This is a genomic window from Aquimarina algiphila (genome assembly GCF_007489275.1).
GTDB classification, from domain to species: domain Bacteria; phylum Bacteroidota; class Bacteroidia; order Flavobacteriales; family Flavobacteriaceae; genus Aquimarina; species Aquimarina algiphila.
In genome coordinates this window covers 71,124-85,280 of record NZ_VLNR01000046.1, presented here as the reverse complement: position 1 = coordinate 85,280, position 14,157 = coordinate 71,124, and the positions used below count along the sequence as shown (strand labels likewise).

The window sequence follows — 14,157 nt, the reverse complement described above, 5'->3', positions numbered from 1 at the left end:
TTAGATTTATTATAAATAGTTGTTATTTTTGATGTAAATATGTATCGGGATGAGTGCTATAGATAAAATTTACAGTAATGAGTTAGGTATTTCTTTCTTTTGGAAACAAGAAAATCACATTTCAATACCCAGAGTTCAATTGGTGTTTAAGGATATTGGTTTTTTACTTTCTCTAAATGAGCTAAAAGATTTTTCTAGTGCTTGTATAACCACTCTTCAATCCCAATGTTGTAGTCAATGTAAAGATACTCAACATTGCAGATCTTTATTATTAAATACACCTTCGGATAAAATAGATCTTGCCGTAAATAAGGAAGAACTTCTTCAAATACAGGAACTCATTAATGGGACTATCTATAAAGTAGAGCTGCAAAACTGGATGAATAATTTGCCTCTTAACTGATATTTTAGTCTTCTTTAGTTAAGAAATTGACAATTTTATATGTAATTTCTTTTGCTTTGGTTTCCTGTAAAAAATGTTTCTCATCTATAAAATGGATGTCTTCACTATTCACTTTTAACGCATTAGCCGCTCTGGTCTGTTGTGGAGGCCATTGTAGCATAGTGTCATGTATTCCCCATATTACAGATACGGGAATATCGATATTTTCAAAAACGTCTGAGTAATCAGGTAAATCATTGCATGTTTGACTAAAAAAGTAGTACATAGCATTGGTTTTACCTTCTAGAAGAGGTGTTTTATATCCTTCGACATCTAATTGATTTAAGGTATTCTCCTTTAGGCCCTGATCAAATAAGTTTTTTAATAACGTATTAGTTGTTACTCCATTTCTATAGCCCCACATTGCCGTCTTGGCCAGACCACCTGGTTTCATACGTACAGGAGGATAAAACCCTGCTTCATAAATAATGGTATTAAGGACAATAAGGTTTTCAATTTTCTCAGGAGCTTGTTTCATTAATTCCCAGGTCCATAACCCTCCGGCATCATGCATAACATGAGTCCAGGTATCCTCTCCTAATGCTTCCATAAGTTGTAGTAAGCGTTTTGCATGATTTTCTGCATTATAAATCTCAAACCCCTCTGGAGAATCACTCGATCCATATCCAAGCATATCTGGAACGATTACGCGATATCCGTTGGCAACTAATGGATCTATCATTTTACGATATAACCAACCCGATGTAGGAACCCCATGTAATAATACAATTGCAGGTCCTTTTCCTCTATCTATATATTTTATTAGACCATCATCGGTAGGGTATAATCTTTGATCTGCCCTAAAACCTTCATAGGTGATCTGGTTTTTTCTAACTTCAGTGTTTTGATAAGGTTTACACGAAAAAAGTAATATCCCTATAAGGACTAATACTGAAATCTTTTTCATAGCATTCATGATTTATGAGGTAGCAATTTAATTAAAATCCTTTTTGTATGCTATTTCTTAGAAGATTTGATCAAAAAAAGTAAAAGACCTGTCTAAAAAAATGTTTTTTGGATAGGTCTTTTTATGAAGATTCTTTTAATTAGTTATTTTATATGTTTCTTTATCGTTTTTAATGATAAATAAACCTTTTGGTAGTTTGCTAATGACCTTTTTTTCTTCAATTCTATTTCTTACTAAATGAGTTGATTTTAAAAGACCACTAAATGTGTAAACTCTTACTATATAAGAGTTTAAAGGGCTTTCGTTCAAGAAAAAACTATTTTTACCTCTACCAATACCCGATTTCACTTCCATAGGAATACTTACAAAATTATTACTATTGTTAGAATCGTTGCTTTCTGGTTCTACATCAATTACTAAATAATATTTACCTGGTTGACGACCGAAATCCGATATTGTAAATATTGGATTAACAATAAATTCATCACCAGATTTTAAACTTGGCAGATTTATTGTTTTATTATTTGCCTTAATACCGAAAAGACTATTGTAATTATCGGAAAGATAAAAATTAATTTTAGTTGGTTTAGATGCTGTTCTACCAACATTTTTAATTAAAAATTGGGTCTGAACGGTATTTCCTTCTGTAGTCATTAAATGTTTATTGATAGGAAATGTTCCTCCTGCAAAGTTAGGGTTTAATATGTTTAATTGCGAAGGACATGTTACGCAAGAGCTGTAAACAAAAACATCAGAATCAAGAAGTTGTAGATTGTAATCACTAGTATCTACAGGATCAGGGCCACCACCATTATCATTACAAGTTATTGATATTGGTCCAAATACTTCGGGGCTTCCAGTTGCGTAAGGTGAAAACTGATTAGCAATACTAGAGGCACTCTTTACATTCCAATAATAAGTTCCTATACCTCGTATATTCATACGGTAAACCCTTTCTACTTTCAACTGTACAGGTGACAATAGATTAATGTTTTCTACTAATGGATTAGAGTTTTTACATTGATTGCTTATAGCACTTTCCTCTGTCTCCCCCCTTGGTTCGAGCAGATATTTCTTAAAACCATCAAGATTACACCTAAATAATTTTAAATCTTTACGCCAACTAGCACCGCTGGAAATACGTTTTCGATAAGCTACAACCTTAATATCATAGTAATTAAAGTCAGAAACATTAATTACAGGTGTGTCATAAATACTAGCTCTATGTCTAAAAGAATGTTGGTAAATAGGTATAAGAGTAGGGTTGTCACCAGCAGTTTCAAGCTTATTTCTAGTAACGATGATATCAACTCGTTGTACTCTCCCATCGTTATTTTTGATTCTAATTTTGAAACTCTTTTTACAAACCTCATTAGATTCAAATACTTCATCAATGATTTGAATTTCTTGAGAATAATTATTTAGACTAATGCCAAATAATAATAAAATAAATAGTAGTTTTTTCATAATAATTAGGTTTTAAGATTAGTAAGTAAATCTAATTATTATGAAAAAAATTAACTGAATTTATATGTTAAGAATGTGTGAAAAATAGTACAGTTTAGCCCAATGTTTTTGGTCCTATTATTTTACCTCAAAAATGAATCTGTAAAGAAAGATGTTACAATTCATCTTCTGATAATACAACTAAAAAATCATCTTTATCCAACTCAATAACTTGGTTCTTATCCAGATTTAAGGTTACCCCAAAATTCTCATCTGCATTTTTACTTTGATTACCTTTTCTAATTCCAAGGCAAATTTCATCACGCAAATCGGCTAATCCAATCAAGTCACCAAAAGTTGTTTTAAGGGGAAATTGATTAGTATATAATTGAATGGACTTTACATAAATCTCACTTCCGTCTTCAGAAAATATATCTTCGTAGAATTTCATAATCAAAGGCTCCTCACTCAATTGTGCCAAAATCATGGTGATTAACTTATTACTAATGATAAAATCATCTACATCAGTTTGTGTAATGATTTCCTGATTGTCAGAATTAAGAACCTGTGTGATAATTTTTGTATGCACATCTGGCGTAGCCATTTTAATTTTTCTTAAGAGTAAAAGAATAATCAGGGTATCAGAATCAATTCTGTCTGCTCGTTGTTCATTAAACTCTTGTGATAGAATGATAATATTATCATAATCAAATGGATTAGTTGCCTGAAGGCTATCCATTAATAACGGATCTGCATCGGTTAGGGTAATTTTAAATTCTGAATATATTGTTTTGAGCTCCTCTACACGATTGATAAATTCCTCATTTGGATTCTTGAAATAGATATCAAAAGAAGATCCTTCTGTAAGATAATCGGCAGATTCACTGATAAATATCTCTGCTACACTATGCCAACCTAATATTAGAATAGACTTTTGACCCTGCTCTAATTTGGTGTCTATTAGTTCAATTTTGGAAAATTCATGAATCGATTGTGTTTCAAAATTGATAGTTGAATCGTCTTCTGCAAGAATAATGATCTGATCTTCTGATTTCATTTTGTAATCTCTTCCAGGGCGAAGTGTCATTCCGTCTTCTTCATTATATACCCCCAAAGGAATTCCGTCCTTAAAGTGGAGTGGCAAATCACCAAAACTGATGTTATTCCAATTACTTTCATAGAAATAAATTTCACAACCATCAAATGATAGAATTTCATTATATACCATTTCAAGACCACTAGTCAATGAGGTTTGTACCAATAGTTTACCCATAATTTCCCAGGAGTCCAAAGCAATAATATTTTCGTCATGAAAATAACCAATGAGTTCTCTTTTATCCTCATTAAAAATTTCTGCAATGATTGGTAATTCGTTTTTCCCGTCCTGACATGAAATAATAGCCATTATAGATTTTACTGACTGGACATCAGAATTTATTTTTTCATCCTGAAAAGCACTTTCTGAACAGTTTGCTAATAAAATAACAGATTTTGCGGCTTTTATACTAACCCTTTTTAATTCATTGATATTAGCATAATCCCCGGTGGTGGTGATAATACTTGTTGTCTTTTTATCTGGAATTCGTTTAGCAATTAAATCGTCCATTTCTTCCTTATCCTCATCAGAAAGAATAACTATAGAGGCATAGCTTTCGCTTTCATTTGCCAGAATTAATTCTCTTATAATATCTACTACTCTTTCATTCCAACCCAGTATTAAGGTATGATTCTCTTCTATTACTTTTCCTCTACCTTTTCTAAAATTGTAGAATACTTTTTCTAAGGCTGTTGTAATAAAGGCAATTAACATCGATAAAATTACTACTCCAATAACTCCCGATAAAATTGTAGTAATTTTTAACCAGGTTGGAGCAACATTGTCCTGATTCATATTACCGGGATCAGTCATCTGTAACCAAGTAAGCCAGATGTCATCAAAAAAACTATCTGTATAAGCTAATTCTGGCCATAGGGATATCATAATCCATCTTAAAAAGACCATTAGGGTGAATAGGACTATAAAAACTACAAATAAACTTACGAAAATTGAGGATCCCCCTCGGTTAAGATACTTCTCAAAACGGTACCTTAGTTTGTCTTTAAAATTTGCTTGCATGGTATATGTTAGAATGTTTTTGGTTGGTGTTTTTAATAACAACAAAAAGTAATTATCTCATGACTACCAAAGTAAACAATAAAAATGAAAGAAATAAATTGCTGGGGTAACCGAGATTATGGTTATGTTATTTCTTTATTAAGAACGGCTGATATTAATAGACTTTTGCTATCAAAACTTTACTTCCATTAAAGCTAAAGGTGTCCCCAATAGCTTTTCCCAACAGCAATTTTCCGATGGGTGAGTTGGCTGCAATTGCATAATAGGATTTGTTTTCTACAGATAACTTTCCAACAGAAATACTTATAAAATAATGAGCTTGAGAAGTCATCACTAAGCTTCCTAATCGAATATGTTCTGAAGAAGAAAGGGTAATTTTTGCCAAAATTTCTTGCAATTTTTGCACTTCTGCTAATTGCGCACCTGCTTTTTCACGTTCTAATTGTAACATAGCGCGACCTGTTTCGTGTTTATCTCCAGCAGTACTTTTGGTTTCAGAAGTTAGAGATTCCTGAATACCTTCAATGGTTTTTTGAATACGATGTAATCGCTCATTTACATAGTTTTGACATTGATCTAATAGTACTGATTTAATCCGGTTAGCAATCATAATGTATTCTGATTTTAATCAATTTTGGGTTTTAATAGAAAATAAAGAGGGTAGCTAAGCATAGGGGGGTTCGTCAAATATCTCAAATAGACCTTTTACTCATCTTTAAGCACTAAAGTACCATAATTACGCATTTGTATAGTAATCCATCGTTTTCTTTTTTGAATATATCCAGAAGCTGGATTTGCTAGAAATTTTATTGGATTAGGAAGGATTGCTGCAATTGCAGTTGCCTGATCTCGATTAAGTGCAATGGCAGAGGTATTAAACCAAAATTGTGACGCTGCTTGCGCACCATAAATCCCGTTACCCATTTCGATGCTATTAAGATATACTTCAAGGATACGTTCTTTACTCCAAAAGGTTTCAATTAAAAATGTAAAATAGGTTTCAAACCCTTTTCGTACCCAACTGCGATGTGGCCATAAGAATACATTTTTGGCAGTTTGTTGAGAAATAGTACTGGCACCACGTAATCGTTTCCCTGATTTATGCTCGGCCATCGCTTTTTCAATTGCTTTTTTATCAAAGCCATTATGTTCAACAAATCGTTGGTCTTCACTGCAGATAACAGCCAATTGTAAATGAGTAGAAATTTTTGATAATTGTACCCATTGATGTTTAATGACATATTCATTGTCGGATTGCCATTTTCGTATGACCATTAATGGAGTGGCAGGGACATTAATCCATTTATATATCAGTACCCAGAAGACACTTAGTATAATAAATGCCATACTGCTTTTAACGATAAAACGGAGTGTTTTTTGCATAACTCAATAAATTTAACTTATAAAAGATCTGCTAATTCTGTGCCAACTAGACTCCCTATAGCAACACCCATTCCGCCTTGACGTACACCACAAAAAACATGCTGTGATAATGGTTTGATTATAGATTTTTTTTGATCTCCAACTCCCATAATTCCACTCCATCTACGATCAATCTCAAATTTGGTATCAGGTAAAATAACCTCATGTAAAATCTCTTCTAGCTTCTGTTGAATCAATTGGGTTTGGCCTAAATTGGTAGTCTCTTCTGTCTTAAAATCTAAGTTGCGACCTCCTCCAAATAGAATTCTGTTATCTATATTTCTAAAGTAATAATAGCCTTTATCAAGATGAAATGTCCCTTTGATATGCAGGTTTTACTTGCTTAATTCCTAATTGTGAAGCAAAACCATTTGTAGCAATTAATAATTTATGAGTAGAAAATGTAAATTTATCAGTTTTTATTTCAACAGCAGTATTATTATCCTCAAAATTTGTAACGGTACAATTATTAAGAATTTTGATATTAGAATTTTGTGCTTTTTGCTGTAATGCTTCCATCATTTGCCCGGTATTGATCTGACCTTCGAATTGATTAAGAATGTATTTTGGTTGAATGTTATTAAAGTTGAAAATATTCTCTTTACTGCAGAAAACATCACTTTTAAAAATAGGTTTTAATAGGCTGTTGATTTGTTCTATTTTTGAAAGGCAATCTTCATACAATATTTTGTCATGTGTGGTAAAAAGTTCATATCCTCCATATTGTACATAATCAATAATTTGATCTCCTAAGTGTTGGCGTAATAACTGAAGCCCCTGATATCTTTTTTGGATAAGCCGAAGTACTTCTGCTTCAGTATGTGAATTGAGATCATCCAAAATTTCTGATAGACTTCCAAAACAAGCAAACCCTGCATTTTTTGTGCTGGCTCCATTGGGTAACATCCCACGTTCTAAAATCAAGATTTTGGCTTTAGGGAATTTGGTTCGTAACCTTAAAGCACAGGATAATCCAACAATTCCACTTCCTATAATGGTAAAATTGATATTGGATAACCAGGTCTTATATTCCCAATAGCTAAGATTCGTCTCGTTCATGCTTTACTTTCGATATGATCAAAAGTACGTCAAAAATGTTCACATATTTTATTTCTTGTTTTAATATTGTTTGCTATTCCTGAAATGTTGTAGAGTATATCAGATTCTAAGAGTAAAGGCTATGTTTCAATATAAGTTCTTGGGTTAAGAGACTTAATTTTATAATTTATGGTGTCCTAAAATTCTGATTAATTTTTCTAAGTTATTATTTTTACCTTTCTCTAAGATATTTTTACCATAAGTGGTCCAGAAGTCATGGTTTTCAAGAAATTCTTTATTAATCATATACCATTCAAAATCATTGATATGGTAGTTGAAATAGATACCCCATTCTTTTCTTAACAATGGGTTTCTATAAAAAAAAGAAGGAGTTCCAATATGCATTAAATCAGCATCGCAAAGTACTTGTGCTAATTTGGTCTTAGGTATTTGAGGTACTTTTGTAGCTTCAATACAATTGCAAATTGTATCAATATGTTTTTTTGACATTCCTTCTTTAATCAAAAACTTTTTGGCAATATTCATGCTTTCTTTTTCATGGTTTTTATAACAAATACTATATCCAGTATCATGAAACCATGCAGCTATGGTAAGCCATTCAATTTCTTCCTCAGTAAGTTTTAATTCTCTAGAAATAAGCAGCACATTTAATACTACATCTTGTGTGTGTTCCAGATTATGAAAAGGTAATTGTTTACAATTTTTTTGTAATATTTTTTCACAATATGCTTCAACTCTTTTTATCATAAGGAATACTTTATATATGTTGTTATTGAAGAAATGGTTACTTTATTTAAGACCCCGAATATTTTGCTCGGGGTCTCTTATATAAGGTATTTTTAGTTATTCCAGAACCGGGATTTGTAAGTATGATTTATATTTTCCTCCCGTATAAATTGTGGTATTCCCCTTGTTTAATATTCCTTTATGTTCTTCTTGTGATTCTACGATATCATTTCCCTGTATCACTAATCTCAATATTTCTCCTGATTTAAATTTAACAGTGGTAGGCCATATCTCTACTTGTACCTCTACAATTTCGTTTGGACTAATTTTCTGGATATGATCATGCGTGTGAAATGGAATCTCTACTGTAGATTTGTTTTTGTCTAATGCACGATGAGATACGCGTAGCCAACCTGAAGCAATCTGACCTTTCTCTTCAGCGGGCCCTTGAAAATGTATGATTTCTCCAATAGTGTTCTCTTTTTGGATACCTACAAACAAATCTATATCATCTGCTATATCAGAACTTACAAATAAATTTAGTTTTATGCTTCCAACAATATCCGTATCTTCATTAAAGTGATACTTAAATATGACCCTTTGTTTTTCTGTAATTAGTTCTGGTTCTTCAATTACTGTTGCATCATAAGAGGTTGTGTTTTCATTAATATTGGGATGCGTACTCATAGTCATTGTTTCTGCATTGAGATACATTTTGGTTAACTCTCTTCCTAGAATAGGCCATTCACTGGCAGTTTTAACAGATCCTTTGTAAAATGCTTCTCTCAATTCATAGCGAATAGGAGCTTGATTTAAAATACCAGAATCTTCATCTTTTAAAAATTGATCAAAGAACATTTTTTGTCTCGAAGTTGCGTCTTCAGAATAGTAATATTCCCATTTTTTTCTCCCAAAGAGTTCTAACCATTTATTAGGTGATCCGATTTTTTGGAACCCATTGATTGTACCTCTTGTATGAAGCCCATGATCCTGAATACTTACCGCAACATATGCAGGAACTTTAATTTGTGATAGCGTGCTCCCTAAATCCAAATCTTGATAAACCTGTGCTGTTGACAATGGATTTTTATTAATTTCATTTTGCAAGTGTCTATACCCTGTGTTTTCTGAGGAAAGATTACTAAGTATTCTATAATTAAACCAAAGATCAATAAACGTGCTAGAGATACCACCATGATATGTTGCATCACGATATATATCTGTGAACCCTTCATAAGGCATAATAGCTTTAAGATGTGGAGGGTTCATTGCAGCTACTCTCCATTGAGATAGACCAAAATATGAAACTCCATTTAAACCAACTTTTCCTGAAGACCAATTCTGAACTCCTGCCCATTCAATAGCATCATAAAAATCTTGTGCTTCACCACTTTCTAATAGAACAACTGTACCAGGGGATTTACCAGTGCCTCGACTGTCGACAGCAATAACTACATAACCATTTTTTACCCAATATGCAGGATCAGGGGTTTCAAACGCTGCATATTCTGAAACTTGAACATTACCGTCGTCTTGCGGATCATATTCTGCAGGTAAGTCATCCTTGCCGTAAGGACCTAAAGACATAATTACAGGAAATTGACCTTCTGCATCTGGTCGATACACATTAGCAGATAAAAAGATACCATCTCTCATTTTTATCTGGACATCATTTTCAATTAACATTTTGTATTCGATAGGTGGTATTGGATTACCGGTAAGGTCATCTTCATAGGTACAATTACTTGCTAAAAAAATAAAGACTGTTATTATTAAAAATTTTAATGTGCTTTGTAACATAATAGTGGAGTTTAAATTCTTTTGAGTTTATTTTTGATTAAACTTGGTTACTGTAGTGCACTATTGGATCCAAACAGAAACTAACTTTATGAAAACAAAGTTATTAGAGTGGGTTAAGACATTATGCCTCTAAAAGGTAATTAAATGCTCCAAAAAGCCATAATTGAAGATGGTGAGGTATTAAGCTTTATTACTGTTCACTTCACTGGGGAGAAAATTATATTTCTTTTTAAAAATTTTTGAAAACTGACTGAGATTTGAGTATCCAACAATATATCCAATATCAGAGACAGAATATTCTTTTTTTTGAAGTAATTCAAGAGCCTTTTCCATTTTGAAGTTTAAATAATATTGATACGGGCTATCTCCAAAAACCTGTTTAAATAATTGTTTGAACTTACTTAGGCTCATGCCTGCTTGTTCTGCTAATACCGCGTTAGAAGGTTTTTCGTGCCAATTATGCTCTATTGTTTTTCTAACTCTTAACAAGTTTTCCAAATCTTGGGGATTAATATATGCGTCTTTTCCTATAACAGATCTTGCTTCTATTTTCTTGAAAAAGTTAGCTAGAAGTCTTAATACATTAGAGAATAAGGATATTTTATTAATGTTTTCTGAAGATTGAGTAATTTCTTTTAAAATAGTATTAAAATTAAAATCTAAATTTTCATATAAATAGATAGGACCTTGCTTGCCAAAAAACTTTTGGAGATTATTTGCCTTATTTTCTGCGCCCAAAACATTTTGATGCAGCCATTTTTTTGAGAAAGTAATATTGAAAATGCTGACAGGAATATTTGCAGGTATAATTGATTCAGATTCAGTCATTGAAGAATATAGCATAATACTATAAAAATCGAATCCTAATGATTGAACCATAGTATCTATTTTCTCTTTTATGTTTATACTGGAAAAGTAAAAATTAAGTATAAAATGGTCATTGGTTTTTGTTGCTATCCTCTTTAATTTTAGATTACTGGCTAAGGTTACGTTTATAAATGTAATAGCAAGCCCTTCTTGAATATTAACAACGTCAATAGTACCTTTGCCAGATTTTTCTTGTAAAATCAACTTCTTTCCTTTCAATTTTGAAAACGTATTCTTATGGATAACCTCTTGCCATTTTTGAGGGCTAGTTATGCTATAGACTATTTCGTTTTTCAAATCCAAAGCTTTTTTAATAAGTTAAATTACAGATACAATGTCATGTCAGACAGGATCAAATGGTAAAAAAAAGCCTCATTTCTGAGGCTTTATATTTGTAGTTATTTTGGATCTTCCATTTCGAAATCTTCCATAAATTTCGTTGTATAATTACCTGCAACATAATCGGGGTGATCCATAAGTTGTCTATGAAAAGGAACGGTGGTTTTTATCCCTTCTACAACAAACTCATCTAATGCTCTTTTCATTTTATTGATCGCTTCTTCACGTGTTTGTGCAGTAGTGATCAATTTAGCGATCATAGAATCATAATTAGGTGGAATGATATATCCACTATATACATGAGTATCTACTCGTACCCCATGTCCTCCAGGAATGTGTAAATTGGTGATTTTTCCAGGTGAAGGTCTAAAATCTTTATATGGATCTTCTGCATTAATTCTACATTCTATAGAGTGTAGTTGTGGGAAATAATTTTTACCAGAAATAGGGATTCCGGCGGCAACAAGAATTTGTTCTCGTATTAAATCATAATCAACAACCTGCTCTGTAATTGGATGTTCTACCTGGATACGAGTGTTCATTTCCATGAAGTAGAAATTTCGATGTTTGTCCACCAAAAATTCAACTGTTCCAGCACCTTCGTATTTTATGAATTCAGATGCTTTTACAGCAGCTTCTCCCATTTTCTTACGCAATTCATCTGTCATGAATGGCGAAGGAGTCTCTTCAGTAAGTTTTTGGTGCCTACGTTGTACAGAACAATCTCTTTCTGATAAATGACATGCTCTACCGTTGCTATCTCCTACGATCTGAATTTCTATATGACGTGGCTCTTCAATGAGTTTTTCCATGTACATACCGTCATTACCAAAGGAAGCTGCAGCCTCTTGTCTTGCACTATCCCATGCTTTTCTTAGTTCTTCTTTTTCCCATACGGCTCGCATACCTTTTCCTCCACCTCCTGCAGTAGCTTTGAGCATTACAGGATATCCCATTTCATCAGCAAGTTTTTCTGTTTCTTCAAAAGAGTCCAGAATACCTTCACTTCCAGGAATGGTTGGCACCCCTGCAGCTTTCATAGTGGCTTTTGCAGAAGCTTTATCACCCATTCGGTCTATCATTTCTGCACTAGCACCGATAAATTTTATCTCGTGCTCTTCACAAATTTTAGAGAATTTAGCATTCTCAGAAAGAAAACCATAACCGGGGTGTATAGCATCAGCATTTGTGATTTCTGCAGCTGCAATGATGTTGGACATTTTAAGATACGATTCACTACTGGGTGCAGGTCCTATACAAACCGCTTCGTCTGCGAAACGTACATGTAGGCTTTCTGCATCTGCAGTAGAATAAACTGCAACGGATTTTATACCCATTTCTTTGCAGGTTCTGATTACTCGCATGGCAATCTCACCTCTATTTGCAATTAGAATTTTTTTAAACATAACTTTTAAAATTTAAAAATCTCAAATTCCAAGTTCCAAATTCCAGTATAACCGGATTTTGGGATTTGTATATTGGAATTTTAAAATTGGGTTATGATGGGTCTATTAAGAATAGTGGTTGATCGAATTCTACTGGAGAAGAGTCGTCAACTAATACTTTTACAATTTTACCAGAAACTTCACTTTCAATTTCATTAAAAAGTTTCATAGCCTCGATAATACAAAGTACATCTCCTTCTTTTATAGTGTCGCCAACTTCTACAAATGTTGGTTTGTCTGGAGATGGTTTCCTATATAGAGTTCCTATAATAGGAGATTTAATAGTTAGGTATTTTGAATCATCCTCTGAAGGACTACTTTCTGTTGCGGCAGGAGTAGTTGCAGGAGGTGTTGTTTGCACAGGTGTTACGGCCTGAGGAGTAACAGGGTTACTAACAGGTAAATGCTGTACAATTGTAGTTTCTTTGCTTTCGTCTGATGCAGTCTTGATGGTGATTTTAATGTCGTCCATCTCTAACTTTACTTCGCTTGCGCCTGATTTGGCCACGAATTTAATTAAATTCTGAATTTCTTTTAAATCCATAATGTGGGTATTGTGTGTTTTAGTTGTTTAGGAGTTATAGGCCCATTTAAGATAAATAGAACCCCAAGTAAAGCCTCCACCGAATGAAGCAAATACTATGTTATCCCCTTTTTTGAGTTGTTTTTCGTAATCGTGTAATAGTAGTGGCAACGTTGCTGAGGTAGTGTTACCATATCGTTGAATATTCATGAGTACTTTACTCTGATCTAGTTCCATTCTTTTGGCAGTAGCATCTATAATACGTTTATTAGCTTGATGTGCAACAAGCCAATTAACGTCCTCACCAGTAAGGTTATTACGTTCCAGAATTTTTGTACTGGCATCTGCCATATTAGAAACAGCATATTTAAATACCGTTTTTCCATCTTGTTGCACAAAATGTTGTCTTTTGGCAACAGTTTCTTCTGTTGGAGGAAGGATAGATCCTCCTGCTTCAATTTTAAGAAACTCCCTTCCTATACCATCAGTACGCAGATATTCATCTTGTAGCCCCAAACCTTCATGATTTGGTTCAAAAAGAGCTGCTCCACCACCATCTCCAAAGATAATACAGGTAGTTCGATCAGTATAGTCAATAATAGAAGACATTTTATCTGCTCCTATGAGTAGGACCTTCTTATATCTTCCGGATTCTATATAACTGGCTGCAGTAGACATTCCATATAAAAAACTGGAACAAGCTGCTTGTAGGTCATAAGAAAATGCATTGACAGCTCCAATTTGAGAAGCGGTATATGCTGCTGTGGCAGCAACAGGGAGATCAGGTGTTGCAGTAGCAAAAATCACCATATCGATTGTTGCAGGATCAAGATTTTTTTTGGAAATCAGATCTTCTGCCGCTTTAATACCCAAGTAAGAACTTCCTTTGTCCTTGTCTTTTAGTATTCTTCGCTCTTTTATACCTGTACGACTGGTAATCCATTCGTCGTTAGTTTCGACCATTGTTGCTAATATATCATTAGTTAACACATAGTCTGGCACGTATGCGCCTACAGCTGTGATAGCGGCTGTGATTTTACTCATATCTTAGTTTTAGTTTCACGA

Annotated in this window: 12 protein-coding genes and 1 pseudogene; 1 reads left to right on the top strand and 12 read right to left on the bottom strand. The window is 33.3% G+C overall.

What is annotated here, in order from left to right:
- The first annotated feature begins 49 nt into the window (after nucleotides 1-49).
- Nucleotides 50-403 (top strand): hypothetical protein, encoded by a 354-nt coding sequence (locus FOF46_RS19800; protein ID WP_143917640.1) that lies wholly within the window; start codon nucleotides 50-52, stop codon nucleotides 401-403.
- A 4-nt stretch (nucleotides 404-407) separates the two neighbouring features.
- Here the strand turns inward: FOF46_RS19800 and FOF46_RS19795 are convergent, their stop codons facing one another.
- The 12 genes and pseudogenes from FOF46_RS19795 to FOF46_RS19740 all read right to left on the bottom strand — a co-directional run bounded on the left by FOF46_RS19795 (nucleotide 408) and on the right by FOF46_RS19740 (nucleotide 14,136).
- Entirely contained in the window at nucleotides 408-1,349 is a 942-nt protein-coding gene (locus FOF46_RS19795; protein WP_143917639.1) for an alpha/beta fold hydrolase, read from the bottom strand.
- Between the two features lie 135 nt (nucleotides 1,350-1,484).
- The gene (locus FOF46_RS19790) at nucleotides 1,485-2,816 is read right to left on the bottom strand and encodes a CARDB domain-containing protein (RefSeq protein WP_143917638.1); all 1,332 of its coding nucleotides are present in this window, start codon (nucleotides 2,814-2,816) and stop codon (nucleotides 1,485-1,487) included.
- A 154-nt stretch (nucleotides 2,817-2,970) separates the two neighbouring features.
- Nucleotides 2,971-4,776: a CASTOR/POLLUX-related putative ion channel gene (locus tag FOF46_RS19785; protein ID WP_244299672.1), complete on the bottom strand. Its 1,806-nt coding sequence runs from the start codon at nucleotides 4,774-4,776 to the stop codon at nucleotides 2,971-2,973.
- A gap of 289 nt (nucleotides 4,777-5,065) precedes the next feature.
- Entirely contained in the window at nucleotides 5,066-5,521 is a 456-nt protein-coding gene (locus tag FOF46_RS19780) for a 3-oxoacyl-ACP synthase (RefSeq protein ID WP_143917636.1), read from the bottom strand.
- A gap of 95 nt (nucleotides 5,522-5,616) precedes the next feature.
- A complete protein-coding gene (gene mtgA, locus FOF46_RS19775; protein ID WP_143917635.1) occupies nucleotides 5,617-6,294 on the bottom strand; it encodes a monofunctional biosynthetic peptidoglycan transglycosylase in 678 nt (225 codons plus the stop codon).
- A gap of 17 nt (nucleotides 6,295-6,311) precedes the next feature.
- Nucleotides 6,312-7,392 (bottom strand): annotated as a pseudogene (locus tag FOF46_RS19770) (NAD(P)/FAD-dependent oxidoreductase).
- Nucleotides 7,393-7,551: 159 nt separating this feature from the next.
- The gene (locus FOF46_RS19765; RefSeq protein ID WP_143917634.1) at nucleotides 7,552-8,139 is read right to left on the bottom strand and encodes an HD domain-containing protein; all 588 of its coding nucleotides are present in this window, start codon (nucleotides 8,137-8,139) and stop codon (nucleotides 7,552-7,554) included.
- Nucleotides 8,140-8,235: 96 nt separating this feature from the next.
- Nucleotides 8,236-9,918, bottom strand: a complete 1,683-nt coding sequence (locus FOF46_RS19760) for a CocE/NonD family hydrolase (protein ID WP_143917633.1) — start codon at nucleotides 9,916-9,918, stop codon at nucleotides 8,236-8,238.
- A 180-nt stretch (nucleotides 9,919-10,098) separates the two neighbouring features.
- Nucleotides 10,099-11,082 carry a helix-turn-helix domain-containing protein gene (locus FOF46_RS19755; RefSeq protein ID WP_143917632.1) on the bottom strand — a complete coding sequence of 328 codons (984 nt, stop codon included), beginning with the start codon at nucleotides 11,080-11,082 and terminating at the stop codon, nucleotides 10,099-10,101.
- 101 nt (nucleotides 11,083-11,183) lie between these two features.
- Nucleotides 11,184-12,530, bottom strand: a complete 1,347-nt coding sequence (gene accC, locus FOF46_RS19750) for an acetyl-CoA carboxylase biotin carboxylase subunit (RefSeq protein WP_109436417.1) — start codon at nucleotides 12,528-12,530, stop codon at nucleotides 11,184-11,186.
- Nucleotides 12,531-12,621: 91 nt separating this feature from the next.
- A complete protein-coding gene (gene accB, locus FOF46_RS19745) occupies nucleotides 12,622-13,113 on the bottom strand; it encodes an acetyl-CoA carboxylase biotin carboxyl carrier protein (protein ID WP_109436418.1) in 492 nt (163 codons plus the stop codon).
- Between the two features lie 27 nt (nucleotides 13,114-13,140).
- Entirely contained in the window at nucleotides 13,141-14,136 is a 996-nt protein-coding gene (locus tag FOF46_RS19740; protein ID WP_109436419.1) for a beta-ketoacyl-ACP synthase III, read from the bottom strand.
- Nucleotides 14,137-14,157 lie beyond the last annotated feature (21 nt).